General features: G+C 47.1%; 23 protein-coding genes and 1 pseudogene. 17 read left to right on the forward strand and 7 right to left on the reverse strand.

Annotated features, from left to right (window positions below; all coding sequences use genetic code 11):
- Positions 1 to 115: 115 nt before the first annotated feature.
- Together purE and OCU35_RS13075 are read left to right on the forward strand one after the other, a co-directional pair.
- Positions 116 to 601 carry a 5-(carboxyamino)imidazole ribonucleotide mutase gene (gene purE / locus OCU35_RS13070; protein ID WP_017029760.1) on the forward strand — a complete coding sequence of 162 codons (486 nt, stop codon included), beginning with the start codon at positions 116 to 118 and terminating at the stop codon, positions 599 to 601.
- Positions 602 to 605: 4 nt separating this feature from the next.
- Positions 606 to 1,721 (forward strand): 5-(carboxyamino)imidazole ribonucleotide synthase, encoded by a 1,116-nt coding sequence (locus OCU35_RS13075; RefSeq protein WP_102359812.1) that lies wholly within the window; start codon positions 606 to 608, stop codon positions 1,719 to 1,721.
- Between the two features lie 74 nt (positions 1,722 to 1,795).
- Here the strand turns inward: OCU35_RS13075 and OCU35_RS13080 are convergent, their stop codons facing one another.
- From OCU35_RS13080 to dprA, 3 genes are read right to left on the reverse strand one after another with little or no spacing between them, the layout of a single operon-like run.
- Complete coding sequence (locus OCU35_RS13080) at positions 1,796 to 2,350, reverse strand: DNA topoisomerase family protein (protein ID WP_102359811.1); 555 nt, start codon at positions 2,348 to 2,350, stop codon at positions 1,796 to 1,798.
- Positions 2,351 to 2,357: 7 nt separating this feature from the next.
- The gene (locus tag OCU35_RS13085; RefSeq protein WP_017029763.1) at positions 2,358 to 2,831 is read right to left on the reverse strand and encodes a DUF494 family protein; all 474 of its coding nucleotides are present in this window, start codon (positions 2,829 to 2,831) and stop codon (positions 2,358 to 2,360) included.
- 2 nt (positions 2,832 to 2,833) lie between these two features.
- Positions 2,834 to 3,964, reverse strand: coding sequence for a DNA-processing protein DprA (dprA, locus tag OCU35_RS13090; RefSeq protein ID WP_017029764.1), 1,131 nt, complete (start codon positions 3,962 to 3,964; stop codon positions 2,834 to 2,836).
- 109 nt (positions 3,965 to 4,073) lie between these two features.
- Here dprA and def point away from each other — a divergent pair, with 109 nt between their 5' ends.
- The 5 genes from def to OCU35_RS13115 are packed head-to-tail and all read left to right on the forward strand — an operon-like array spanning position 4,074 to position 9,754.
- Positions 4,074 to 4,583, forward strand: a complete 510-nt coding sequence (def, locus tag OCU35_RS13095; RefSeq protein ID WP_261825474.1) for a peptide deformylase — start codon at positions 4,074 to 4,076, stop codon at positions 4,581 to 4,583.
- A gap of 16 nt (positions 4,584 to 4,599) precedes the next feature.
- Positions 4,600 to 5,547 carry a methionyl-tRNA formyltransferase gene (gene fmt / locus OCU35_RS13100; RefSeq protein WP_017243442.1) on the forward strand — a complete coding sequence of 316 codons (948 nt, stop codon included), beginning with the start codon at positions 4,600 to 4,602 and terminating at the stop codon, positions 5,545 to 5,547.
- Between the two features lie 55 nt (positions 5,548 to 5,602).
- Entirely contained in the window at positions 5,603 to 6,892 is a 1,290-nt protein-coding gene (gene rsmB, locus OCU35_RS13105; protein WP_017029767.1) for a 16S rRNA (cytosine(967)-C(5))-methyltransferase RsmB, read from the forward strand.
- 27 nt (positions 6,893 to 6,919) lie between these two features.
- The gene (gene trkA, locus OCU35_RS13110) at positions 6,920 to 8,296 is read left to right on the forward strand and encodes a Trk system potassium transporter TrkA (RefSeq protein WP_017029768.1); all 1,377 of its coding nucleotides are present in this window, start codon (positions 6,920 to 6,922) and stop codon (positions 8,294 to 8,296) included.
- Between the two features lie 12 nt (positions 8,297 to 8,308).
- A complete protein-coding gene (locus OCU35_RS13115; RefSeq protein WP_017029769.1) occupies positions 8,309 to 9,754 on the forward strand; it encodes a TrkH family potassium uptake protein in 1,446 nt (481 codons plus the stop codon).
- On the opposite strand, the gene OCU35_RS13120 is transcribed toward OCU35_RS13115, so the two are convergent.
- Entirely contained in the window at positions 9,751 to 10,557 is an 807-nt protein-coding gene (locus OCU35_RS13120) for a sporulation protein (RefSeq protein ID WP_102329133.1), read from the reverse strand. The genes OCU35_RS13115 and OCU35_RS13120 overlap by 4 nt on opposite strands.
- A gap of 496 nt (positions 10,558 to 11,053) precedes the next feature.
- Here OCU35_RS13120 and OCU35_RS13125 point away from each other — a divergent pair, with 496 nt between their 5' ends.
- From OCU35_RS13125 to OCU35_RS13140, 4 genes are all read left to right on the forward strand, one after another.
- Complete coding sequence (locus OCU35_RS13125; RefSeq protein ID WP_017243439.1) at positions 11,054 to 11,320, forward strand: YihD family protein; 267 nt, start codon at positions 11,054 to 11,056, stop codon at positions 11,318 to 11,320.
- A 179-nt stretch (positions 11,321 to 11,499) separates the two neighbouring features.
- Positions 11,500 to 12,918, forward strand: a complete 1,419-nt coding sequence (ccoG, locus tag OCU35_RS13130) for a cytochrome c oxidase accessory protein CcoG (RefSeq protein ID WP_261825475.1) — start codon at positions 11,500 to 11,502, stop codon at positions 12,916 to 12,918.
- 72 nt (positions 12,919 to 12,990) lie between these two features.
- Complete coding sequence (locus tag OCU35_RS13135; protein ID WP_017029773.1) at positions 12,991 to 13,977, forward strand: serine/threonine protein kinase; 987 nt, start codon at positions 12,991 to 12,993, stop codon at positions 13,975 to 13,977.
- Positions 13,978 to 14,011: 34 nt separating this feature from the next.
- Complete coding sequence (locus OCU35_RS13140; RefSeq protein ID WP_102334868.1) at positions 14,012 to 14,614, forward strand: thiol:disulfide interchange protein DsbA/DsbL; 603 nt, start codon at positions 14,012 to 14,014, stop codon at positions 14,612 to 14,614.
- A gap of 31 nt (positions 14,615 to 14,645) precedes the next feature.
- Here the strand turns inward: OCU35_RS13140 and OCU35_RS13145 are convergent.
- Positions 14,646 to 14,855 (reverse strand): annotated as a pseudogene (locus OCU35_RS13145) (acyltransferase); the annotation flags it as partial.
- Between the two features lie 69 nt (positions 14,856 to 14,924).
- A complete protein-coding gene (locus OCU35_RS13150) occupies positions 14,925 to 16,451 on the reverse strand; it encodes a YifB family Mg chelatase-like AAA ATPase (RefSeq protein WP_261825476.1) in 1,527 nt (508 codons plus the stop codon).
- Positions 16,452 to 16,848: 397 nt separating this feature from the next.
- Here OCU35_RS13150 and ilvG point away from each other — a divergent pair, with 397 nt between their 5' ends.
- The 5 genes from ilvG to ilvA are packed head-to-tail and all read left to right on the forward strand — an operon-like array spanning position 16,849 to position 23,135.
- Complete coding sequence (gene ilvG, locus OCU35_RS13155; protein ID WP_261825477.1) at positions 16,849 to 18,495, forward strand: acetolactate synthase 2 catalytic subunit; 1,647 nt, start codon at positions 16,849 to 16,851, stop codon at positions 18,493 to 18,495.
- An 11-nt stretch (positions 18,496 to 18,506) separates the two neighbouring features.
- Entirely contained in the window at positions 18,507 to 18,791 is a 285-nt protein-coding gene (gene ilvM / locus OCU35_RS13160) for an acetolactate synthase 2 small subunit (RefSeq protein ID WP_017029778.1), read from the forward strand.
- A gap of 11 nt (positions 18,792 to 18,802) precedes the next feature.
- The gene (ilvE, locus tag OCU35_RS13165; RefSeq protein ID WP_017029779.1) at positions 18,803 to 19,747 is read left to right on the forward strand and encodes a branched-chain-amino-acid transaminase; all 945 of its coding nucleotides are present in this window, start codon (positions 18,803 to 18,805) and stop codon (positions 19,745 to 19,747) included.
- A 9-nt stretch (positions 19,748 to 19,756) separates the two neighbouring features.
- Complete coding sequence (gene ilvD / locus OCU35_RS13170; protein WP_017033059.1) at positions 19,757 to 21,598, forward strand: dihydroxy-acid dehydratase; 1,842 nt, start codon at positions 19,757 to 19,759, stop codon at positions 21,596 to 21,598.
- Positions 21,599 to 21,602: 4 nt separating this feature from the next.
- The gene (ilvA, locus tag OCU35_RS13175; protein WP_102366966.1) at positions 21,603 to 23,135 is read left to right on the forward strand and encodes a threonine ammonia-lyase, biosynthetic; all 1,533 of its coding nucleotides are present in this window, start codon (positions 21,603 to 21,605) and stop codon (positions 23,133 to 23,135) included.
- A gap of 56 nt (positions 23,136 to 23,191) precedes the next feature.
- Here the strand turns inward: ilvA and punR are convergent, their stop codons facing one another.
- On the reverse strand, positions 23,192 to 24,097 hold the full coding sequence (gene punR, locus OCU35_RS13180) for a DNA-binding transcriptional activator PunR (RefSeq protein WP_261825478.1): 906 nt from the start codon (positions 24,095 to 24,097) through the stop codon (positions 23,192 to 23,194).
- A gap of 106 nt (positions 24,098 to 24,203) precedes the next feature.
- On the opposite strand from punR, the gene punC reads away from it, so the two are divergent.
- Positions 24,204 to 25,382 (forward strand): purine nucleoside transporter PunC, encoded by a 1,179-nt coding sequence (gene punC / locus OCU35_RS13185; RefSeq protein WP_017029783.1) that lies wholly within the window; start codon positions 24,204 to 24,206, stop codon positions 25,380 to 25,382.

Here is a 25,382-nt window from a genome sequence, read left to right on the forward strand (position 1 = left end):
TTCCTGTAAATCGGCAAAACAAACCGACGCAAACGTTTTCCTATTCAAAAAATAACCGTATAATGCGCGCAAAATTGGTATTCAAAGCTCAACTAGTTAAATTAGGAGTCGTAACATGCAAGTCGGTATTATCATGGGTTCTAAGTCAGATTGGCCAACGATGAAGTTAGCCGCTGAGATGCTCGACCAATTCGGTGTTAGCTACGAAACTAAAGTAGTTTCAGCTCACCGTACTCCACAACTACTAGCGGACTATGCAAATAGCGCAAAAGATCGCGGCATTAAAGTCATTATTGCAGGCGCAGGCGGTGCAGCTCACCTTCCTGGTATGTGTGCAGCATTTACTAGCCTTCCTGTTCTCGGTGTTCCTGTTCAATCTCGTGCCCTAAAAGGCATGGACTCTTTGCTATCTATCGTTCAAATGCCAAAAGGCATTGCAGTAGGTACACTGGCTATCGGTGAAGCGGGTGCAGCAAACTCAGGCATTCTAGCAGCACAGATCATTGGTACTCACGTTCCTGAAGTAATGGCAAAAGTAGAAGCTTTCCGCAAGGAACAAACCGATACAGTACTTGCTAATCCGAACCCAGCGGAGGATTAATACCGTGCAAGTTTTAGTTTTAGGTGCCGGACAGTTAGCTCGCATGATGGCGCTGGCTGCCGCTCCACTGAATATCAAAACCATTGCTTTTGATGTCAATAGCGAATCTATTGTTGAACCTATCACTCAAACTAAGTTAGGTAGCGGGTTACAAGCCGCTATCGAACAAGCTGATGTCATCACGGCAGAGTTTGAGCATGTTCCACACCCAGTACTGGATGCTTGCCAGGCCAGTGGAAAATTACTGCCAAGTGCAGAAGCCATTAAAACCGGTGGCGATCGCCGCATCGAAAAAGCGCTGCTTGATAAAGCTGACGTAGCCAATGCTAAGTACTCTCTTATTCGCACCCGCCAAGACTTTGAAAGCGCTATCGACTACGTTGGTTTGCCTATGGTGCTTAAGAGCACGCTAGGTGGATACGATGGAAAGGGCCAATGGCGTTTAAAAGACCGTTCGACGGCAGATGCGGTATGGGCTGAAATGGAGGAGTGCATTGCCTCTTCTGAAGCGCAAGCCATTATTGCTGAAGAGTTTGTTGGGTTTGATCGTGAAGTATCGCTGATCGGTGCTAGAAACAAGCATGGTGAGATTGCGGTATACCCGCTCGCTGAGAATGTGCACACCGATGGTGTATTGAGCCTTTCTACGGCCATCGACGAGCCAGAGCTTCAAGCTCAAGCAAAACAGATGTTTACTGCTGTAGCGGAATGCCTAGATTATGTTGGCGTGTTGGCACTAGAGTTTTTTGACGTTCAAGGTCAATTGATGGTCAATGAGATCGCACCACGCGTTCACAACTCTGGCCACTGGACACAACAAGGTGCTGAGACTTGCCAGTTTGAAAACCATATGCGCGCGGTATGTGGTCTTCCCTTAGGAAGCACTAAGGCACTTCGCCCTACTGCAATGATAAACATTCTAGGTGAAGATACGCTTGCCGAAGAGTTGCTCAGCATGAGCCAAGCTCACATTCATTGGTATGGCAAAGAAAAGCGTCCTGGTCGTAAGATGGGACACATTAACGTGTGTGGTAATGACCAAGCAGACTTAGAGCAACAGCTGCAATCTATTGCTCAGTGGCTTGACGCCGATGCCTTTCCAGCACTGCATCGGAAATAATCTGAACAGAGCTTAAAAAACTAAGGAGGCTAACGCCTCCTTTTTTATTGTTTCTTAGTTTATTGTGGCCGACTCTATTGCTGTTTAGCTTGGCACTTGCGACTTGCGCACAGCAGACTACTTTTCTCACCGCTCTTCTTAACCACCAGCAACTTGAAGCCGCACTCTTGGCATGTCCCTTGTTTGGGTTCATTGTTAATAGAGAATTGGCACTTAGGGTATTGGTCGCAGGCATAGAATGCCTTTCCAAAACGCGACTTTCTCTCTATCAAGTGCCCTTTATTGCACTCTGGGCAAGAAAACGATTCAACACTGTGGTCTTCGGGCTCATCCATACTGCCAATATAGTGACACTCTGGATAACTCGAGCAGCCAATAAACATGCCATAGCGACCTTGTCTTAACACAAGCTCATCGCCACAATCAGGACAAGGCACACCAAGCGGTTTTAATATCTGCCCTGACGCTTGATGCAAAGGCTTAATATAGTCACACGCAGGATATTGAGTACAACCAAGAAAGGCACCATGTTTACCATGGCGCATCTGCAAAGGGCTAGCGCAGTTTGGGCAGTGCTGTTCTAGAGCATGCCCTTCAGAAGAGAACAGTTGGTTGTTGATCTTATTCATAGTTGGATTAATGCAAAATGCCGTGATCTGTCGAGTAGAGTAGCTCTTCCATCGTTGTGTAAGCATTTTCATTGCCGGGTACGTTAAACAGCACCATCAAGATGATCCATTTCAGGTCATCCAGTTGCAAATCGGTGGTTTCTAGTCCCATCACTCGGTCTATCACCATCTCACGCAGTTCTGCGCTTAATACGCCTATTTGCTCTAAGAACAAGATAAAGCCTCGACAGCGAGTGTCTATTCTTTGCTGTTCTTGGTCTGAATAGATGCGAATCGACGTTGCTGAGCTGGTCGCAATGTTTTGACTTGAGTCTTCACTTTGCAAGGCCGCTAAGTCTTCCAACCAATTTAGCGCTTTGTACACTTCATCTTGGCGAAAGCCAGCACGAAGGAGCTCTTGCTCAAGCTCATCTTGATTGACGTTCAAATCACTCTCGCTATGAATGTACGTCTCAAACAGATACATAAGAATATCCATCATAGTCAGCTCCCCCTTAATCTAATGTAACCACCAACGACTGAAGCCACTATACCTTGAAGCTCCAGCTCCAATAACTGCATCATAACCTGATTTACGGGTAAATGGGCCCTTTCTGCTAAAAAATCAACTGCCACAGGCCTCTCTCCCAGCAGATCCAGTATTGGCTGATTTCCTGTCTCCGTTTGCTCTCTTTGTTCTCCCTTTTCAACTGACGGCGGCAAAGATAAAGCGGCCTCTTGTTGTATTGTAGAAGACCAGTTAACTAAGCCATTAATTTCATGAACAATATCTTGCGCATCTCTCACTAAAACCGCTCCATCTCGAAGCAATTGATTGCACCCCGCAGCATTGGGGTTGAGCACCGAACCCGGAACTGCGTACACATCGCGCCCTTGCTCTAGGGCAAAACGCGCCGTTATTAAAGATCCACTTTTTTGCGCCGCCTCAACCACCAACACGCCAACAGATAAGCCGCTAATGATTCGATTACGCCTTGGGAAGTTATACGCTCTCGGTGGATAAAAGGGCGGAAACTCAGAAACAAGCGCGCCATTCTCTTTGATTCGCTGTGCTAACGACTTGTGTTGCTTGGGGTATAAAAAATCAAAGCCACTCCCTAATACGGCAATTGTTTTTCCGTTCTGCTCTAAACAGGCCTGATGCGCATGACCATCCACTCCCAGAGCTAAACCACTGGTGATCGTCACGCCAACTTTGGTCAGTTGCGAAGAAAATTGGCGAGTAATGTATAGGCCATCTTGAGAGCTATTTCGGCTACCAACGATACCCACTTGGGTCGAGCACAGTGTTGTCACCTCCCCCTGAACAAACAGTACCGGAGGAAAGCTGGGGATTTCTTTTAGCAAAGGCGGATACGTTTCTTTGTCTTCTGCTATGAGTAAGTGGTTACCGTCTTTATTTGCCCACTCTAGGCATTTATCGACACTTTGATTGGATGTGGCCGTTAAAAACCGTACCTGAGGCTCAGTAAACTTAAGAGAAAACAGCTCCTTTTTTGACAGAGATAACAGTTGTTGAGGGGAAAGAAACTCAAGGATTTTCTGCAACCTAACTCCACTTAAACGAGGCGTCATACAGAGCGTAAGCCATGCTGTTATCTGTTGTTCTTTCATAGAGAATCTCATCGAAGTGGATTGGTGCTGTTATTTGAAGACCAAAATGACTAAAATTGTCACAAATGGCTGAGATTCTTTCGGCGCAGTTCAACTTTTTTGAGTGATTATGTCTTTATTACATGTACTAACCTTTCCAGATGATCGTCTACGCACCGTCGCTAAGCCGGTTGTAGACTTTACGCCAGAACTACAAACTCACATCGATGACATGATTGAGACTATGTACGCAGAAGAAGGCATTGGCCTAGCTTCTACGCAAGTAGACGTGCATAAACAGATCGTGGTTATTGACCTTTCTGAGACTCGCGACGAGCCTTTGATTCTTATCAATCCAGAGATCACTGACAAGCGTGGCGAAGACGGTATCGAAGAAGGTTGCCTATCTGTTCCAGGTGCACGCGCGCTTGTTTCTCGCGCAGCAGAAATTTCGGTGAAGGCTTTGAACCGAGAGGGTGAAGAATTCGCTTTTGACGCTGATGACCTGCTTGCAATCTGTGTGCAGCATGAGCTTGACCACTTGGCGGGTAAACTTTTTGTTGATTATCTCTCTCCGCTAAAACGCAAGCGCATCAAAGACAAGCTAGAAAAAATTAAGCGCTACAACGAGAAAAACTAGTAACTAGGAGTTTGCATTGAGCAAAGCACTAAAGATCGTATTTGCAGGTACTCCAGATTTCGCCGCCGACCATTTGTCGGCGTTGTTATCTTCGGAGCATGAGGTTATCGCTGTTTATTCAACACCTGATAAACCTGCTGGCCGAGGCAAAAAGCTAACAGCAAGCCCCGTTAAGAACCTCGCTATCGAACACAGCATTCCCGTTTATCAGCCAGAAAACTTCAAGTCTGATGAAGCGAAACAGCAGTTGGCAGACCTTGATGCAGACATCATGGTTGTGGTGGCTTATGGGCTACTGTTACCAAAACAGGTTCTGGATACTCCAAAGCTAGGTTGTATCAATGTTCACGGTTCAATCCTTCCTCGCTGGCGCGGTGCAGCTCCAATTCAACGCTCAATTTGGGCCGGAGATGCAGAGACTGGCGTTACCATTATGCAGATGGATGTTGGGTTAGATACTGGCGATATGCTGCATATTGCTACCCTGCCTATCGAGCCAGAAGACACCAGTGCTGTGCTTTATCATAAACTGGCTAAGTTGGGCCCTGTTGCACTTGTTGAGTGCCTTTCTTCTATTGCTGAAGGCACCGCTGTTCCTGTTAAGCAAGATGATGCGCTATCAAACTATGCTAAGAAACTCAGCAAAGAAGAAGCACAGCTAGATTGGACTAAAGAGGCCGTTGTACTTGAGCGTGAAATCCGCGCATTCAACCCTTGGCCGATGAGCTACTTCTCGATTGGCGACAAAAACATCAAGGTATGGAAGGCAAGTGTCGATGCTACGCCATGCTCTAAAGACGCTGGCACCATAGTCAAAGCAGACAAAACGGGTATTCAGATAGCGACCGGAAATGGCAGCTTAGTTTTGGAACAAATTCAGGTTCCAGGCAAGAAAGCTATGTCCGTTGGTGACGTACTCAACTCTCGAGCAGATTGGTTCCCAGTAGGAACCCAGCTAGATTAAACAACTACTACTAAGGCTTGAGGTTCTCAAGCCTTACTCTTGTTAGGAAATACCTATGAATGTACGCGCCGCCGCAGCCACAGTGCTGTTCCAAGTTGTAGACAAAGGGTACTCGCTTTCCAGCGCTTTACCTGCAGCACAAGCCAACCTAAAACCTCGTGACCACGCGCTTCTGCAAGAGATTTGTTACGGCTGTCTTCGCTACCTACCGAGATTAGAGACCATAGTTAATGAACTGATGGAAAAACCTCTAAAGGGTAAGCAGCGTGTGTTCCACCATTTAATGCTGGTGGGTATCTACCAACTCAGCTTTATGCGTACGGCCGATCATGCGGCAGTGGCTGAAACCGTTGAAGCGTGCCAGTCGCTAAAGGGGCATAAGCTTAAAGGCTTAGTAAATGCCGTACTTCGAAACTACCAGCGCAATCAACAGAAACTGGACGAGTTATCGGTTAAGCATGATGCAGGCAAATACGGACACCCAAGCTGGTTATTGAAACTTCTTCGTGAGGCATACCCGAACGATTGGGAATCTATTGTTGAAGCCAACAACACGAAAGCACCTATGTGGCTGCGTGTGAACAGCAAACACCATACTCGCGATGAATATCTAAAACTGCTAGAAGCTGAAGAGATTGAGGCCGAAACTCATCCTCAAGCTCGCCATGCATTGCGCCTGCTAAAGGCATGCGATGTGAGCAAGCTTCCTGGTTTCGATCAAGGCTGGGTATCAGTGCAAGACGCGGCAGCGCAACTGTCTCTGGAATATCTACAACCAAAAGACGGCGAATTGATTCTTGATTGCTGTGCGGCCCCTGGTGGTAAAACGGCTCATATCTTAGAGAACACAACGGATAGCCAAGTTGTGGCCATTGATGCTGACGAACAACGTCTTGATCGCGTTTATCAAAACCTCGACCGTTTAGGCCTTGAAGCAAAAGTACTTTGTGCTGATGCACGCTACCCACAAGAGTGGTGGACAGGCGAGCAGTTCGACCGCATCCTTCTTGATGCACCATGTTCAGCGATAGGTGTTATCCGTCGTCATCCAGATATCAAATGGCTACGACGTGCCGATGACTTACCTGCATTGTCTCAGCTGCAAAGTGAAATTTTGGACGCTATGTGGCAACAATTGAAGCAAGGCGGAACCTTAGTTTACGCAACATGTTCTATCGCTCCGATTGAAAACAAAGAGCAAGTACTGGCATTCTTAGCCCGCACAGATGACGCCGAGCTCATCGACAGCGATCCAAGCAACCCAGGTCGACAAATTTTGCCTGGAGAGCACAATATGGACGGCTTCTATTATGCGGTTCTGCAAAAGCGAACTAAATTAAACTAAGTCCTGCTGTATATAGGGAAATAATCGATGAAAATCATAATCTTGGGTGCTGGTCAGGTAGGCGGCACTCTTGCAGAGAATCTCGTTGGCGAAAACAACGATATCACTATCGTGGATACCAATAGTCGTCGCCTGAGAGAGCTACAGGATAAGTATGATCTGCGAGTGGTCAATGGTGCAGCAAGTCACCCTGACACCCTAAGAGAAGCAGGCGCGCAAGATGCGGACATGTTGGTGGCGGTCACTAACGCCGATGAAACCAACATGGCTGCTTGCCAAGTGGCTTTTACCTTATTCAATACACCCAACAGAATCGCTCGTATTCGTTCACCTGAATATTTGGCAGAGAAAGATTCTCTATTCAAATCTGGCGCGATTCCGGTGGATCATCTGATTGCACCCGAAGAACTGGTCACTGGCTATATTGAACGCCTTATTCAGTATCCAGGGGCATTGCAGGTGGTTAGCTTTGCTGAAGAGAAGGTCAGCTTGGTGGCAGTTAAGGCCTTTTATGGCGGCCCACTCGTGGGTAATGCCATTTCGGCTTTGCGTGAGCACATGCCACATATAGACACGCGCGTAGCGGCTATTTTCCGTCAAGGGCGAGCCATTAGACCTCAAGGCACTACCATCATTGAAGCCGATGATGAGGTGTTCTTTGTTGCGGCGAGTAATGATATTCGCTCTGTAATGAGTGAACTGCAGCGACTGGAAAAACAGTACCGCAAAATCATGATCGTCGGTGGCGGTAACATTGGCGCAGGGCTTGCAAAGCGTCTTGAACGCAATTACTCAGTAAAACTGATTGAGCGCAGCCTTGAGCGTGCAGAAATGCTCTCCGAAGAGCTAGACAACACTATTGTGCTGTGTGGTGATGCGGCAGACAAAGAGCTGCTGTACGAAGAAAACATTGAAGAGATGGACGTGTTCATCGCTTTGACCAATGAAGATGAAACCAACATCATGTCTGCCATGCTGGCAAAAAGCCTTAACGCTAGAAAGGTCATGGTTTTGATTCAGCGTGGCGCCTATGTTGACCTTGTGCAGGGTGGCGATATTGACGTGGCTATTTCCCCTCAGCAAGCGACTATTTCAGCGCTACTTACCCACGTTCGTAGAGCCGATATTGTCAACGTCTCTTCTTTGCGAAGAGGCGCTGCAGAAGCTATCGAGGCCATCGCTCATGGTGATGAAAACACATCCAAGGTAGTCGGTAGAGCTGTGGGTGACCTTAAGTTGCCACCGGGCACCACCATTGGCGCTATTGTGCGTGGCGAAGAGGTGTTAATTGCACACGACAGAACCATGATTGAGCAAGACGATCACGTGGTGATGTTCCTAGTCGATAAAAAGTACGTGCCGGACGTTGAAACCTTGTTCCAACCAAGCCCGTTCTTCTTGTAGGCCAACCTACCAATGGTAAACGTACGACCGATACTGTTTGTTCTTGGGCTGGTGCTATCAAAGCTAGCCCTGTTCATGTATCCACCGACTATTCTGGCGATATTTAATCCCGGCAGTGGCTTTGTTGAATTTGCCCAAGCGGTTGCTATCACCCACTTGGTCTCATTTATTTGCTTAAGTTTCGGGCGTACTAAACAGTTCAAACTCAATGTCAGAGATGTTTTCTTGGTCACGACACTGGTGTGGGTGGTCAGTACTATCTTTGCCGCCCTACCGTTTGTCTTCATCAACCATATCAGCTTCACCGATGCCTACTTTGAAACTATGTCGGGGATTACCACCACAGGTTCAACCGTACTCAGTGGTCTTGATGATATGTCCCACAGCATCTTACTGTGGCGCTCGCTACTGCAATGGCTAGGGGGTATTGGCTTTATTGTTATGGGCGTGGCTATCTTGCCGATGCTCAACGTCGGGGGTATGCGCTTATTCCAGACCGAATCCTCAGACTGGTCAGATAAAAGCTCACCACGAGTCAAAAGCGTCGCCAAAAACATTGTTGTGGTTTACCTAGCCCTCACCCTCGCCTGTTTCGCGAGTTATGTGGCAACGGGGATGACCCCTTTTGAGGCAATCAATCATGCCTTTACCACTATTTCTACGGGTGGTTACTCAACCTCTGACGGCTCAATGAACCACTTCTCGCATCAGACACAATGGTTCTCAACCCTGTTTATGTTTCTGGGTGGGTTACCATTCTTGTTGTTTGTGGCGGCCTATAGAAAGCAATCACTGTCAGCCTTGACCAAAGATGCTCAAGTCATTGGTTTCTTTAAGCTATTTATGGTAGCCAGTTTAGCCATCACCGCATGGCTGGTACTGCGAGACCACTATGAAGTCAGTGATGCCCTTAGGGTTTCTATGTTCAATGTGGTTTCGGTGCTGACAACCACAGGATTTGGCTTGGAGGACTTTACCGCTTGGGGCACGTTAACCACGGTATTGTTTACGTTTCTACTGATGATGGGTGCCTGCTCTGGCTCAACAGCAGGTGGTATCAAGGTGTTTCGTTTCCAGATAGCCCTTACCCTGCTAAAAATACAGATGATGAAACTGATTCACCCATCGGGCGTATTCGTGCAGCGCTATAACAAACGCCGCGTTAACGATGATATCATTCGCTCTATTGTGGCTTTTAGCCTGACCTTTTTCGCAACCGTACTTATCGTTGCTGCCGGCTTAAGTGCAATGGACCTAGATGCCATAACCAGCCTATCTGGAGCCATTACAGCCGTGGCGAATGTAGGCCCCGGCATGGGCTCAGTGATTGGCCCAACCGGGAACTTCTCATCGTTGCCTGATGCTGCAAAGTGGCTTCTAAGCTTTGGTATGCTGCTCGGCCGCCTCGAAATCCTGACGATACTGGTACTGTTCTTGCCGGCGTTTTGGAGACGCTAGCCTTGCTTGGCTTTAAACAAGTCCGTTAGGTAATCCACTACCTGCTGCGCTGCCTGCTCACTGGTCAATTCATTGGACAGCGACAGGTAGCAATTAAGCTCAGATGAGCCTAGCAAGTTTGATAGAAGCCCATCAAAGCCCTTCTTCTGTCGGTCTATCTCAAACCACAATTGCAGATGTTGTTCGTCACGGTAGGCAATAATTTCCACCTCACGCCACGTGCCGTGGAATAAACCAGTGGTTGGCACAAACTCAAACTCTTGTACAAAGGGCATTTCAAACCCTTTTGCCGCCTCGCACTCAACCTGACGAATGCGCAGTCCCATTTCCTCAAGTTCAGAGAAGATCTTATCCATGACAGGATCGGGACGAACCGTCAGCATATCTTTATCGGTAGGATCAATGGCAAGGTCGATATCTAGAGCCGTTTCCAGCCACACCTTAGAGTCACCAATCGTCAGTGGCGTATTAAACGGAACAGTAAGCTCTATCTCAAAAGTACGCTCCTCTGACGGATGAATCGTAAATGAGTATGGAAGCTCCCATTTATCCAACACGTAATTTTGCGGCACGCGACGCTTGAGCGCACCCTCGCTATGTGGCTGTCGTTCTTCTCGTTCGGTGATGTAGCGACAACACAGTTTTAAGTCTATGTGGTCAATATGCTGCTCAGTAGCACCACCATAAACATGGATGACAACCCTTACAGGATCACCCGGAATCAAGGTTTCTTGCTGCAGTACAGCATCAACCTTGGCAGAACCAATACCTAAGCTAGCCAATGTTTTCTTAAAAAATGACATGCTTGACCTCTCAAACAATACAACTCTATTTATACTGGCTCAAAAACGCTCTATAACCAAAACCATTTGTGCTCTTTTTGATCCCAGTTCAACAAAACACTGCAATTCATCTCATTAAAAAATAGAACATTTATTGTTCAGCGACTAAGGTTATCTGGTACGATATATCATTGATACTCGTTGAGTATCTGTATTAACGGCAAAGGATATGCCTGACTATTTGGTGAAGTATGTTTCCAACAACCGTCAGGTTTGCTCGACCTAGCAGTCGAGTGGCACAGCGTAGAAGTTATTTTGCGCCAGTACCGTCTAAAAAGCAGAAGTCCGATGAGGACCAAAAAAGCTAAGTTTCATTCAATACCGCGAAACCTGTTTTTAACGTCTTACTCGCTGTACTAAAAAGCGCATTTGAAATCTTCAGATGCGCTTTTTTCTTATCTTTTTTATGGCCTTTTTGTTAAGTTATGCGCACATCTCGAGTTCTATGGAGAAGACCATGAAGTGCCATCGCGTAAACGAATTAATTGAATTGCTACACCCTGAGTGGGCAAAAGATCCAGACCTTAACCTAGTTGAGTTCATACTGAAGCTTGCAAGCGAAGCAAGCTACGAAGGTAAACTAGAAGACCTAACTGATGACGTGCTTATCTACCATCTTAAGATGCGTAACAGTGAGCAAGAAGAAGAGATCCCAGGTCTAGCAAAAGACAAAGAAGACGACTTCAAAACAGCGCTGCTTCGCGCTCGTGGCATTATTGACTAACTGCCTTCTGGGTCAGCAAACGGTTTTGTTGACCCATCTAACCCCTTCAATTTAATCCTTCTACTCCCAGCTTCTTAACCTGAAAGTTCATCAGTCCCTATCTATTCTGTAACTCATGTAACAATTAATTTTCATATTGTTCGATATACTGCGCCCAAGGTTTAGGTTGGAAAAGTAAAATGAGCAAGGATCGTATCGACATCAAAGATGTCACGGCAAAGGAATTCAACCCAAAGGCACATAAAAGCCAAGGGGATAGATTTAATCCAAGTAATCGCATTTATGTGAGAGCAAGCAAGGGCGTATTTCAAAAACTGCGTCGCTATGGGGCTTGGTTCTTATTGTTACTGTTCGCATTAGTCCCTTGGATTCCTTACGGGGAGCGCCAAGCTATTCTGTTGGATATAGGACAACAGCAGTTCAACTTCTTTGGCACGACTCTCTATCCGCAAGACCTCACCCTACTTGCCCTGTTATTTATGATTGCGGCGTTTGGGCTGTTTTTCATTACCACCTTTTTAGGAAGGGTGTGGTGCGGGTATCTCTGTCCACAAACCGTTTGGACCTTTATGTATATCTGGTTTGAAGAGAAGCTAGAAGGTGCGGCGAACAAACGGAAAAAACAAGACTCCCAACCGCTTACTGCATCTCTAGCGCTTCGTAAAACACTCAAGCACCTTGCTTGGTTCACGATTGCGCTGCTCACAGGCCTCACCTTCGTGGGCTACTTCGTTCCTACCAATGAACTGTGGCTTGATTTTTTCACTCTCGATGCCACTTTCTGGACCTACTTTTGGGTCTTGTTCTTTGCGGTATGTACCTATGCCAATGCAGGATGGATGCGTTCTATCGTCTGCATTCACATGTGTCCCTACGCACGATTCCAATCGGCGATGTTCGACAAAGATACCTTCATTGTGGGATATGACAAAAAACGCGGTGAAGGCAGAGGCCCTCGTACTCGCAAGGCCAACCCGAGCGATCTTGGTCTAGGTGATTGTATCGATTGCAACTTATGTGTTCAGGTGTGCCCAACGGGCATAGATATTCGAGATGGCCTGCAATACGAATGCATCAACTGTGGTGCTTGTATCGATGCTTGTGATGTCACCATGGATCGCATGAACTATCCGAAAGGGCTGATCAGCTACACCACAGAACACAAACTGGAAGGCACGCACACCAAGATCATGAGACCAAAGCTCATTGGCTACGGTTTGGTGATGGTTTTGATGCTCGGATTTTTCGTTATGCAGGTCGCTTCTGTAGAGCCCGCTGGACTGAGTGTAATCAGGGATCGTACCCAACTCTATCGAACCAACAGCGATGGCTTTATAGAAAACACCTATACCCTAAAGATCATCAACAAAACCCAACAAACTCAAAGCTATAATCTTGATGTTTCAGGGCTGACTGATGTTGAATGGTATGGGCGTCAAACCATTAATGTTTCTCCTGGTGAAGTGTTTAACCTGCCAATCAGTCTAGGTATGGACCCTGAGCAACTGAGCTCTTCGGTCACCACGATTCAATTTGAGCTAGAGGACCAGCACGGCTTCTCCATTGAAGTTGAAAGTCGCTTCATCAAACAGCTTTAACAAGAATTAATGTAATCAGAGGGTTATACTGCGGTATAACCCTCTTTTTTATTGGTCGCTGACACCTCTACTATGAACTCTTTATTCAATTTTGATTCTCTGACCCCTGATTTTATGTGGTATGCATTGGCCAGTATCGGAGTTCGCGCCGAATCTGGTTTTTTAGCCCTCAATAGCTATGAGAACCGGGTGTATCAGTTTGTCGACGAAGAAAAGAAGCGTTATGTGGTGAAATTTTACCGCCCGCAACGCTGGAGCGAGCAACAGATCCAAGAAGAGCACGATTTTACGCTATCACTGCTTGATCATGAGATACCTATCGCCCCACCGGTGATCATTGATGGAAAAACCCTTCATCATCATGAGGGCTATCTTTTCACTTTATTTGAGAGTGTTGGCGGTCGTCAGTTTGAAGTGGACAACTATGATCAACTCGAGATGGTTGGGCGATTCTTAGGGCGGATTCATAAAGTCAGCGAAGGGTTACCCACATTTAAGCATCGACCAACAATGGGTCTAGAGGAATACCTCTATCAATCTCGCGATATACTTAAGAAAAGCCAGTTTATCCCAGCACATATAGAGTCTGCATTCTTCCAAGATATGCAGTTATTGATCACTGCTATCGAAGCGCAATGGCAAACAGACTATACGCCTATCCGTTTACATGGCGATTGCCATCCAGGAAATATCCTTTGGCGTGATGGCCCTATGTTTGTGGATCTCGATGACGCAAGAAATGGACCTGCTGTACAAGATTTATGGATGCTGTTGAACGGTGACCGACATGAGAAACTGATCCAGTTGGATATTGTTTTAGAGGGTTACCAAGAATTTTGCGATTTTGATACCAATCAATTGAAACTGATCGAGCCTTTGCGCGGTCTACGTCTAATACATTACATGTCTTGGTTAGCAAAAAGATGGCAAGATCCCGCTTTCCCTGTGGCATTCCCATGGTTTAATGATGCAAAATACTGGGAAGGTCAGGTATTGGCGATTAAAGAGCAATTGGCTGTGCTACAAGAGCCACCATTGTCTCTTACACCTAGTTGGTAAAACCCAACTGATTATTGATTGAAGGAGTATCCAAATGAAGAAGTTGATTGCCTTGGTGGCAACCATGTTTTTAACCCTATCTGCGCACGCCGCACAGTTTAGCGAAGGCCAACACTACAAGGTTCTTGATCTACCAGCATCATCAACTCCAACAGTAAATGAGTTCTTCTCTTTCTACTGCCCACACTGTCATCAGTTTGAGCCGATCATGAAGTCTCTAAAGGCGTCATTGCCTGCAAATGCTAAGTTCCAAAAATCTCATGTTTCTTTCATGGGTGGCAACATGGGTCTACCTATGAGTAAAGCCTATGCGACTATGGTAGCACTGAAGATAGAAGACCAAATGGTGCCTGTTCTGTTCAGTCGTATTCATGACCTGAACGCAGCGCCTCGCAACGAAGATGAGCTTCGTCAAATATTCCTAGACGAAGGCATTGATGCGAAGAAGTTTGATTCTGCTTACAAGGGCTTTGCGGTAGATTCTATGGTACGTCGCTTTGATAAGAACTTTAAAGACAGTGGCTTACGTGGCGTTCCTGCGATTGTAGTGAACAACAAGTACCTAGTTGAGATGGGTGGCATTAAATCAACCAAAGACCTAACAGACTTGGTGAATTACCTATTAACGCTTAAGTAATCGTTAAGGGGAGCGCATCGCTCCCCTTTTTTTATTCGCTGTATAACTTATCTAACTCTTTATCTTTATCGTTCCATAAGTCCCCTAACACCTGATCGTCGACCGGTAAGACGTTTACCTTTACGACTATGCGCTGCATTCTTCCCATCAACATATCCTTAAATGGGTTTTCAACATTATCAGGGCAAGCAAGGGTGACATCGATAATGTTATCAAACTGCTCTCCCATGGCTGCTAAGGTCAGATTTTTTTATCTTCAATATTACCCAAAGAGCAAAACCTTTAGTGAATAAAGTACAAGTAACTAATTTTATAGTGCGATTTGTTGATGTAGAGATCGCAACAACCGATCCATAGAACGATAGCCCAAGGCCTCACTCAAGTGATGTTTTTCAATACTCTCAATCTGTTCCAGATCTGCAATGGTGCGCGCCACCCGAATAATCCGATGATAAGCACGAATAGATAAACCTAAACGAGCAATCGCAAACTCCAGAAACTCGGCATCTTCTTTTGTTAGAGAACAATGGCGCTCTATCTCTTTATTGGTTAACAAGGCGTTCGGCTTATTTGCACGCACCAGCATTGCCTTTCTAGCGATGACCACCCTTTGGCGACAGTCCGCGGTGGACTCACCTCTATCCCCACCCTCACTCAAAGTACCTAATGGCAACAAAGGGATCTCCACAGACATATCAAAGCGGTCTAGAAATGGGCCCGATATACGACCTAAGTATTTGAGTATGGCCTGAGGCGTGTGTTGGCACTGACTGCCTTGATAAAACCCTGATGGGCTGGGGTTTAGCGCACCTATGAGCTGAAACTGTGCAGGAAAGCTGGTTTTTCCTGAGGCGCGAGAAATAGCTACCTGTCCCGCCTCTAAGGGCTCACGAAGGGCATCGAGTACTCGCTTTTCAAACTCAACAAGCTCATCTAAGAACAAAATGCCGTTGTGGGCTAAAGAGATCTCTCCGGGTTTTGGGAAGGAGCCTCCCCCTACTAACGCCACCATAGAGCTAGAATGATGCGGCGTTCGAAAGGGACGCTTTCGCCATGTACTGCTGTCTAAATCAGACCCCACCAGCGAGGCGACACTCGCCACTTCCAGCGCCTCTTGCTTGCTCATCGGCGGTATCAGATCAGGTAAGCGCGAGGCGAGCATGGTTTTCCCTGTACCCGGAGGGCCAATGAAAAGCAGATTGTGCTGTCCGGCAGCCGCAATCTCTAAGGCCCGCTTTCCTTGTTGCTGCCCTATGATGTCCTGCATATCCATATCAGACTGAGAATTAGGGGGCGTTTCTGATTCAGCTTCCAATTCCAACTGTTGCTGAGAGGCCAAGTAAGCGGCCACTTGCAGTAAGCTTCTAGCCGATAGATTGCACTCTTCATCAACTAAGCGCACCTGCTTAGCGTTTTGATGAGGTGTGATTAGAGTTCGCCCATCACCATTGCTTGCCATTGCCGCAGAGATAACCCCTTTGACTGGGCGCAACTCTCCAGACAGTGCTAACTCGCCTAGCAGCTCAGTATCCCCCAACTTGTTTAATGGAATTTGTTCACTCGCCACTAAGATGCCAATAGCAATAGGAAGGTCAAAACGGCCGCCATCTTTAGGCAAATCCGCTGGCGCTAAATTAACGGTAATTTTACGACTCGGAAATAAAAACTTAGAGTTCAGAATTGCACTTCGCACTCTGTCTTTAGACTCTTTAACACTGGTCTCTGCAAGCCCAACAAGATGAAAGCCCGGCATACCTGGACCTATGTGAACCTCAACAGTTACTGGGGGTGCAGACACACCCAAGCTTGCTCGACTATGAACGATTGCCAGTCCCATATAGCACCAAAATTAACGACCCTTAATAGGGTTTAGACCGTATACATGTTGTGAGTAAGTGAAAAAAGAATGAGTTTTTCCTTGTCAGGTCGCAAGAAATTGTGATACCACTAATGGCATAAGCACTGTGCAACTTTATTTGGGAATTATGCAACCTACTCTTCGACTACTTTCTCTGGTGAACCTGATTGTCGTGGTGATTATTCACACCGCGCGAGGGCGAGTAGGCGCAAATTAGCACAGCAAGACTTACAAGCCCTCGCACTGAAAAGTTCGGGGGCTTTTTTTTAGTTTTAAAGGTCTCATTGAGACAACGATTGGAAATGGAGCACAAGATGTGCAGTAAGACTGAGAACACAACTAGGCAGCAATTTGCCTTATTACAAGGAGAAGGCCAATGACGGGTGCACAATTAGTAGTAGAAGCACTTCGCCAGCAAGGTATTAAGACCATCTTTGGCTATCCTGGCGGAGCTATCATGCCAATCTACGACGCATTGTACGATGGTGGCGTTGAGCATATCCTCTGCCGACATGAGCAAGGTGCAGCAATGGCTGCTATCGGTATGTCTCGCTCAACACAAGATGTTGCAGTATGTATGGCGACCTCAGGACCAGGCGCGACCAATCTTGTTACAGGTCTTGCTGATGCCTTCCTTGATTCTGTTCCAGTTGTTGCAATCACCGGACAGGTGGCGAGTTCTCATATCGGTACCGATGCATTCCAAGAAATGGATGTGATTGGTATGTCTCTCTCTTGTACCAAGCATAGCTATCTAGTAACTGATATCAATGACCTTGCTCCAACACTCGCTGAGGCGTTTGAAGTAGCAAAAGCAGGACGCCCAGGACCTGTCATCGTTGATATCGCAAAAGACGTTCAGCTAGCGCAAGCTCCAGATAGCGAATTTCCTGCATTCCAACAACCAATGATGCCTGTACCTCAGCCTGAGGATTATCGCCTAGCACAAGCGCTACTGCGTGAGAGTCGTCGTCCAGTGTTGTATGTGGGTGGCGGTGTTCAATTGGCTAAAGCAACGGATACCGTTCGCCAGTTTCTATCTGATAACCCGATGCCATCGGTAAGTACCCTAAAAGGATTGGGGACTATTGAGCGTCATGACCCACACTACCTTGGTATGTTGGGTATGCACGGCACCAAAGCGGCTAACCTTATTGTGCAAGAGGCCGACCTATTAATCGTTGTGGGTGCGCGCTTCGATGACCGAGTGACGGGTAAATTAGACACCTTTGCACCGCATGCCAAGATTATCCATCTAGATATCGATAAAGCAGAGTTCAACAAGCTGCGTCATGCCAACGCTATCTTGCGTGGTGATATGCGTGAAATCTTGCCGCAACTGCACCTAGAAAATGACATTACTCCTTGGGTTCACCACTGTGAGAGCCTACGTAGCGGCTTCAAATGGCGCTATGACCACCCAGGTGATTTGATCTTTGCTCCACTATTAATGAAGCAACTGTCGGACATGATGCCAGATAGCTCAATGGTATCTACCGATGTTGGCCAGCATCAAATGTGGGCAGCACAGCATATTCAGCCTCGCGACCCTCAGAACTTTATCTCATCAGCAGGCCTAGGCACTATGGGCTTTGGTTTGCCAGCTGCCATGGGCGCTGCGGTAGCAAGACCTGATGATCAATCAATTCTTATCTCTGGTGATGGCTCGTTCATGATGAACGTGCAAGAGCTTGGCACTCTGAAACGCCGCCAGATCCCTGTAAAGATGGTCTTAATCAATAACCAACGCTTGGGCATGGTTCGCCAGTGGCAATCCTTGTTCTTCGATGGTCGCCATAGCGAAACCATCCTTGATGATAACCCTGACTTTATCATGCTAGCCAAAGCATTTGATATTCCAGGAAAAACTATCACCAAGAAAGAAGAAGTAGAGCCTGCATTGAAAGAAATGCTAGAGAGCAAAACCGCTTATCTACTGCACGTTTTAATTGATGAAGAAGAAAACGTATGGCCATTGGTACCACCAGGTGCATCCAATGAAGACATGCTAGAGAACACCTAATAGAGGCAACCATGGAAAGATACTTACTAGATATTAAAGCGGATGATAAGCCAGTGTTGTTGGAGCGTGTATTACGCGTTGTCCGTCATCGTGGTTTTACCGTTCGTCAGGTTGCTGGCACGCAGAATCATCAGAGCAAGATCGCCAGTGTGGAGATCATTGTCGACAGTGAACGTCCCATCACATTTTTAACCAATCAGATTGAAAAACTGTGGGATGTGATTAGCGTAGATGTCATCAAGATCGACAACAACGAACTCCCTAACAACAATTTACAGCACAAAGTGAGCGCATAAGGAAAGCAGCAATGGCTACAAAGACAGCAGATTTTATTTGGTTTAACGGTGAAATGGTTCCGTGGGCAGAAGCCAACGTACACGTGCTCACTCATGCAATGCATTACGGTACTTCAGTATTCGAAGGTGTTCGTTGTTACAACACGCCTAAAGGCCCAATTGTTTTCCGTCATCCAGAACACGCAAAGCGCCTTAAGAACTCAGCAAAAATTTATCGCTTCCCAATCCCTTACACGATTGAGGAGATCATGGAAGCCACTCGCGAAACCATTCGCGTAAACAAACTAGAAAGTGCCTACATTCGCCCACTGGGTTTTGTTGGTAATGTTGGGCTAGGTGTTTGTCCTCCTGTGGATTCAGAGATGGAACTGATCATCGCAGCCTTCCCTTGGGGTTCATACCTAGGCGAAGAAGCACTAGAAAATGGCGTTGACGCTATGATCTCTAGCTGGAATCGTGCAGCACCAAACACTATCCCTACTGCGGCTAAAGCTGGCGGTAACTACCTATCATCGCTACTCGTGGGTGGTGAAGCTCGTCGTCACGGTTACGATGAAGGTATCGCGCTAAGTGTTGATGGTTACCTATCTGAAGGTGCTGGTGAGAACATCTTTGTGGTTAAAGATGGCGTTATCATCACTCCACCAGCAACAGCAGCAATCCTACCGGGTATCACTCGTGATTCCATCATGGTTCTAGCGCGCGATAAAGGCTACGAGATTGTTGAATCGAACATTGCTCGCGAGGCCTTGTACCTAGCTGATGAGATCTTCATGACCGGCACTGCCGCTGAGATCGTTCCAGTTCGCTCTGTCGACCAAATTGTCGTAGGCGAAGGTAAGCGCGGTCCAATCACGAAAGATCTACAAGAAACATACTTTGGCCTATTTAATGGCACAACTGAAGATAAGTGGGGCTGGTTAGACTACGTTTACCCAGCTGACGCAGAGAAATAAGGAAGAATTATGCCAATCTATCGTAGCGCAACGACTACTCACGGCCGAAACATGGCTGGCGCACGCGCACTATGGCGCGCAACTGGAGTAAAAGACGAAGATTTCGGTAAGCCGATTATTGCTGTCGTAAACTCATTTACTCAGTTCGTACCAGGACACGTTCACCTTAAAGACATGGGTCAACTGGTTGCGAGAGAAATCGAGCAAGCCGGTGGTATCGCTAAAGAATTTAACACCATTGCTGTTGATGATGGTATCGCAATGGGTCACGGCGGCATGCTGTACTCTCTACCCTCACGCGAGCTTATCGCAGACTCAGTAGAGTACATGGTGAATGCTCACTGTGCCGATGCGATGGTGTGTATCTCAAACTGTGACAAAATCACTCCGGGAATGCTAATGGCCTCTATGCGCCTAAACATCCCTGTCATCTTTGTCTCTGGTGGTCCAATGGAGGCGGGTAAAACCAAGCTTTCAGATCAGCTCATCAAGCTAGACCTTGTTGATGCCATGATGCAAAGTGCCGATCCAACGGTATCTGACGAGCAAAGCGAGCAAGTTGAACGTAGCGCATGTCCAACATGTGGCTCTTGTTCTGGTATGTTCACCGCAAACTCAATGAACTGCCTAACTGAAGCGCTAGGTCTTTCTCAGCCGGGTAACGGCTCTATGTTGGCAACTCACGCAGACCGTGAAAGCCTGTTCATCAATGCTGGTAAACGTATTGTAGAGCTAACCAAGCGCTACTACGAGCAGGATGATGAGTCGGCACTGCCTCGCAATATTGCATCTAAGAAAGCATTTGAAAACGCCGTAGCTCTAGATATTGCTATGGGCGGCTCAACCAACACCGTATTGCACCTGATCGCTGCAGCTCAAGAAGGTGACGTCGACTTTACCATGGAAGATATCGATGCGATGTCTCGCCGCGTACCAAACCTATGTAAAGTCGCACCATCCACTCCGCTTTATCACATGGAAGATGTGCACCGTGCTGGTGGCGTAATGGCCATTTTAGGTGAGCTAAACCGTGCAGGCTTGCTAAACAACGAAGCGCGCACTGTTCTCGACCTTTCAATGGATGAGCAGCTTGCTCAGTACGACATCATGCAAACGGAATCTGAGGATGTGAAATCCTTCTTCCGTGCAGGCCCTGCAGGTATTCGTACCACTAAAGCCTTCTCTCAAGATTGTCGCTGGGAATCTCTGGATGACGACCGAGAAGCTGGCTGTATCCGTAGCAAAGAAAATGCGTACAGCCAAGACGGTGGCCTAGCTGTTCTTAAAGGCAACATCGCGATGGATGGTTGTATCGTAAAAACCGCTGGCGTAGATGAAAGCATTCTTACATTCACCGGCCCAGCTGTTGTGTTTGAAAGCCAAGAAGACGCCGTAGACGGTATCTTGGGTGGCAAGGTGAAGTCTGGTGATGTAGTTATTATTCGCTACGAAGGCCCTAAAGGTGGTCCAGGAATGCAAGAAATGCTGTACCCAACGACTTACCTTAAGTCTATGGGTCTTGGCAAAGAGTGTGCTCTGCTTACCGATGGTCGTTTCTCTGGCGGTACTGCGGGTCTGTCTATTGGTCATGCTTCTCCAGAAGCAGCTGCTGGTGGCATTATCGGTCTAGTAAATTCTGGCGACCAAGTTGCTATCGATATTCCTAACCGCACCATCGAGCTACTTGTTTCTGAAGCAGAGCTGGCTGATCGCCGTGAAGCTCAAGATAAGCTGGGTTGGAAACCTGTGTCTCGTGAACGCTCTGTTTCGTTTGCTCTTAAAGCCTACGCAAGCATGGCAACCAGTGCAGACAAAGGCGCGGTAAGAGATAAGTCTAAGTTTGAGGAGTAAGACTATGAGTCTTACTACCCCACTGTCTGGCGCAGATTATCTGCGCCAAATTCTGCGTGCACCAATTTATGAGGTAGCAACAGTAACTCAGTTGCAAGATATGCCTCGTTTATCGGAGCGATTACACAATGATATTCAGATAAAACGAGAAGATCGCCAGCCGGTTCACTCCTTCAAATTGCGCGGTGCCTACAACATGGTCGCTAGCCTAACTGAAGAGCAAAAGCAGGCAGGCGTCATCGCAGCATCAGCAGGAAACCATGCTCAAGGTATGGCGTACTCTGGCACTAAACTTGGCATCAACACCACTATCGTGATGCCAAAAACAACGCCCGATATCAAGGTCGACGCCGTTCGAGCTTTCGGCGGCACGGTTGTACTGCATGGCAGTAACTTTGATGAGGCTAAGGCTGAGGCTGAACGTCTTTCTGAGCTGCATGGCTATACCTTTGTGCCTCCCTTTGATCACCCTTTAGTGATTGCAGGTCAAGGCACGATTGGCATGGAGATGATCCAGCAAAACGGTCACTTGGATTACATCTTTGTTCCTGTGGGTGGCGGCGGTTTGGCCGCAGGTGTATCGGTATTGGTTAAGCAGCTCATGCCAAACATCAAGGTTATTGCGGTTGAGCCGGAAGACTCTGCGTGTTTGAAAGCGGCATTAGACGCTGGACAACCCGTAACCCTAGATCAAGTAAGCATGTTCGCCGATGGTGTGGCTGTTAAGCAGATCGGTAGCGAAACCTTCCGTCTGTGTAACGAGAATATCGACGGACACATTACTGTGTCTAGTGATGAAATCTGCGCCGCAGTTAAAGATATCTTCGAAGATACTCGCGCTATTGCCGAGCCTTCAGGTGCGTTAGCACTGGCTGGATTGAAGAAATTCGCAGAGCAAAATGAGCTGAAGAACAACAAGCTTGCCACGGTTTTGTCGGGTGCAAACACTAACTTCCATGGCTTGCGTTATGTTTCTGAGCGCTGTGAATTGGGTGAAAAACGTGAGGGCTTACTTGCGGTGACTATCCCAGAGCGTCAGGGGGCATTCTTTGAGTTCTGCAACCTGATCGGTGGTCGCGCGGTGACAGAGTTTAACTACCGCTATAACGATGACGAGCAAGCGAATATCTTTGTCGGTGTTCGCTTACTTGAAGGACAGGCTGAACTTGATAGCATCATCGCCGATCTGCAAGAGGGTGGATACCCGGTTGTTGATTTGTCCGATGATGAGATGGCGAAACTGCACGTGCGTTATATGGTCGGTGGTAAGCCGAAAAAACCACTGCAAGAGCGCTTATACAGCTTTGAGTTCCCGGAATACCCAGGCGCGCTGGTTAAGTTCTTAAGTACGCTAGGTACTCATTGGAACATCAGCCTATTCAACTACCGTAACCACGGTGCCGATTACGGCCGTGTGCTGTGTGGATTTGAGCTGACAGAAGATGATATTGAACGCTTCTCAAGTCACTTAGAAGAGCTAGGCTATGGCTATAAAGACGAGTCGGATAACCCGTCCTACCGCTTCTTTCTTAGCTAACGGTTAACCAAGACCTACAGCAACGCTATTACCAAAGCAGCCTACGGGCTGCTTTTTTATTCGCTCTTGATCCAGTCTTGATGAAGTTTCTCCTCATCACCCAGATAATTGAGCATCCACTCAATCAGCTTATTACTGCTGTCTTTTCGCCATACAATACAGCACTCACTCGGCGGAGCCTGAAAATCAATACTGAGCGTAACCAGCTCCTTGTTACTGACTAAGGCCTTGGCAATGTGCTCAGGCATAAACCCAACACCAACGCCCTCTTTAATGCATCGTATGGCCGTATGCCAGTTAGGCGTAAGAAGTCGCCTTTGGTTCGTAAACAGCGTCTGGTGCCGCTTAGGGAGCACTCTAGAGGTATCATCAAGGCTTACACTAGGAAAAGCGGCCACATCTTCAACCTTAAGGCTAGATTTCAGGGTCAACGGATGCAGCGGAGAGCACACGAACACCCAATTCATTTTCCCCATATCCTTGATACCGAAATCGCCACTCACTGGAATAGCAGAAGTAGCACCAAGAACAATATCCGCACGCTCTTGGGCTATGGCTTCCCACGAACCATTAAATACCTCCATGTTGATCTGCAACTCAGCAAAATCAAATTGCTTATAAAAATCATCGATAAGGTGCTGCAGGTTATCCAGTTTCACTATGTTATCGAGCGTGATCTTCAGGGTTTGTTGCCAGCCTTGCGCAGTGCGCTTGGCCTGCGCTTTAGCCTCTTCAATTTGACGCAGCATAGATCGCACTTGTTCTAAGAAGATTTCCCCTGCTGGCGTCAGCTCAACTCTGCGAGGCAAGCGCCGAAACAACAGCACATCAAGCTCAAGCTCTATTTGCCTCACCGAATAGCTCACTGCTGATGGCACCTTGTGTAGATACTCAGCAGCAGCGGAGAAACTGCCAAGACGAGCCACCACATCCAATAATTCAAAGTTCTTCTGAGATAACATAGCTTTCAAATTTTTTGATAGATAACCACATATTTTAGCGCTTAATTTGTTGTTTAAGCCAATTTAGAATGCCCGACAACAAATTAATTCTCTGAAATGGTTTCTAATGTCCGTCAGCAAACTACAAATGGGTTACCTAGCCCTACTCTCTATGCTTGGTTTTATCGCTACCGATATGTACCTGCCTGCATTCCAAACTCTGCAAGCCGACTTTGCCACAGGCCCTGAGCCTATTGCCCTGTCTCTAAGCATCTTTTTGGTTGGTCTAGCGGTTGGCCAATTGGCATGGGGTATCCTTTCTGACCGATTTGGTCTACGAAGCACTCTTGCGTTAGGCCTAGCGATCTTTACCGTTGCTTCAATCGGTATCAGCTTAAGCTTCACCGTTTCTCAACTGTTGGTATTTAGATTTATCCAAGCGATTGGCGTGTGTGCACCCACGGTTATTTGGCAAGCTATGGTGATTCAGCGCTACAGCGCCGATGACCGCCAGCGCATCTTCGCGTCTATTATGCCTCTAGTGGCTTTATCGCCCGCTCTCGCTCCTCAGCTAGGTGTGCTTTTAAACACCACTTTAGGCTGGGAAAGCATCTTCGTTGCGTTGGCAATGATTGGTGCAGTATTGCTGTTCGTTACCGCTAGACAGCCAAAAGAAGCTAAGCCAGTTAAGAGCGTTTCTCTAAAATCTGATCTGGTATCTCTTACCAAAAACCGCACCTTTATCGGCAATGTCATCATATTCTCAATGACCTCTGCGGTATTCTTTGCCTACTTAACCGGTATGCCAGAGATCATGACTCAGCTGGGTTACTCAGCAAAAGACATTGGCATGAGCTTTATACCTCAAACTATCGCCTTTATGGTGGGTGGTTATTTCGGGAAGAAGTCTGTAGAGCGCTATGGTGACAGCAAGGTATTGCCAGTACTTCTAATGCTGTTTACGGTGGCTGTTGTCGCGGTATTCGTTGCAAGCCAAAGCACTTTGACCTCTATCTGGCCGGTTCTTTTGCCATTTTGTTTTGTGGCAGTGGCCAATGGTGCGCTTTACCCAATCGTGGTTAACCGTGCGCTATCGAGTGCGCAAAACAGCCCAGCAACAGCGGCTGGACTGCAAAACAGCATACAGATCTGTGTTAGCAGTATGGCAAGCATGCTGGTGGCGTTCTTTGCTCAGCAAGCGCTCGTTGCCACTGGTTGGACTATGATCGTCTGTCTTGTCGGTCTGGCGGGCGGAATCCTGCTGACACGTCAAAAGAATGATTTAGTTGAGGCAACCGCTCAATAA

The sequence above is a fragment of the Vibrio breoganii genome, from assembly GCF_024346795.1.
Taxonomy (GTDB): domain Bacteria; phylum Pseudomonadota; class Gammaproteobacteria; order Enterobacterales; family Vibrionaceae; genus Vibrio; species Vibrio breoganii.

Bases quoted from the DNA above. Each gene is read 5' to 3' on its own strand.
- purE (WP_017029760.1), top strand. From the start codon at position 116: ATGCAAGTCGGTATTATCATGGGTTCTAAGTCAGATTGGCCAACGATG.
- OCU35_RS13080 (WP_102359811.1), bottom strand. From the start codon at position 2,350: ATGAATAAGATCAACAACCAACTGTTCTCTTCTGAAGGGCATGCTCTA.
- OCU35_RS13085 (WP_017029763.1), bottom strand. From the start codon at position 2,831: ATGATGGATATTCTTATGTATCTGTTTGAGACGTACATTCATAGCGAG.
- dprA (WP_017029764.1), bottom strand. From the start codon at position 3,964: ATGAAAGAACAACAGATAACAGCATGGCTTACGCTCTGTATGACGCCT.
- def (WP_261825474.1), top strand. From the start codon at position 4,074: ATGTCTTTATTACATGTACTAACCTTTCCAGATGATCGTCTACGCACC.
- rsmB (WP_017029767.1), top strand. From the start codon at position 5,603: ATGAATGTACGCGCCGCCGCAGCCACAGTGCTGTTCCAAGTTGTAGAC.
- trkA (WP_017029768.1), top strand. From the start codon at position 6,920: ATGAAAATCATAATCTTGGGTGCTGGTCAGGTAGGCGGCACTCTTGCA.
- OCU35_RS13115 (WP_017029769.1), top strand. From the start codon at position 8,309: ATGGTAAACGTACGACCGATACTGTTTGTTCTTGGGCTGGTGCTATCA.
- OCU35_RS13120 (WP_102329133.1), bottom strand. From the start codon at position 10,557: ATGTCATTTTTTAAGAAAACATTGGCTAGCTTAGGTATTGGTTCTGCC.
- OCU35_RS13125 (WP_017243439.1), top strand. From the start codon at position 11,054: ATGAAGTGCCATCGCGTAAACGAATTAATTGAATTGCTACACCCTGAG.
- ccoG (WP_261825475.1), top strand. From the start codon at position 11,500: ATGAGCAAGGATCGTATCGACATCAAAGATGTCACGGCAAAGGAATTC.
- OCU35_RS13135 (WP_017029773.1), top strand. From the start codon at position 12,991: ATGAACTCTTTATTCAATTTTGATTCTCTGACCCCTGATTTTATGTGG.
- OCU35_RS13140 (WP_102334868.1), top strand. From the start codon at position 14,012: ATGAAGAAGTTGATTGCCTTGGTGGCAACCATGTTTTTAACCCTATCT.
- OCU35_RS13150 (WP_261825476.1), bottom strand. From the start codon at position 16,451: ATGGGACTGGCAATCGTTCATAGTCGAGCAAGCTTGGGTGTGTCTGCA.
- ilvG (WP_261825477.1), top strand. From the start codon at position 16,849: ATGACGGGTGCACAATTAGTAGTAGAAGCACTTCGCCAGCAAGGTATT.
- ilvM (WP_017029778.1), top strand. From the start codon at position 18,507: ATGGAAAGATACTTACTAGATATTAAAGCGGATGATAAGCCAGTGTTG.
- ilvE (WP_017029779.1), top strand. From the start codon at position 18,803: ATGGCTACAAAGACAGCAGATTTTATTTGGTTTAACGGTGAAATGGTT.
- ilvD (WP_017033059.1), top strand. From the start codon at position 19,757: ATGCCAATCTATCGTAGCGCAACGACTACTCACGGCCGAAACATGGCT.
- ilvA (WP_102366966.1), top strand. From the start codon at position 21,603: ATGAGTCTTACTACCCCACTGTCTGGCGCAGATTATCTGCGCCAAATT.
- punR (WP_261825478.1), bottom strand. From the start codon at position 24,097: ATGTTATCTCAGAAGAACTTTGAATTATTGGATGTGGTGGCTCGTCTT.
- punC (WP_017029783.1), top strand. From the start codon at position 24,204: ATGTCCGTCAGCAAACTACAAATGGGTTACCTAGCCCTACTCTCTATG.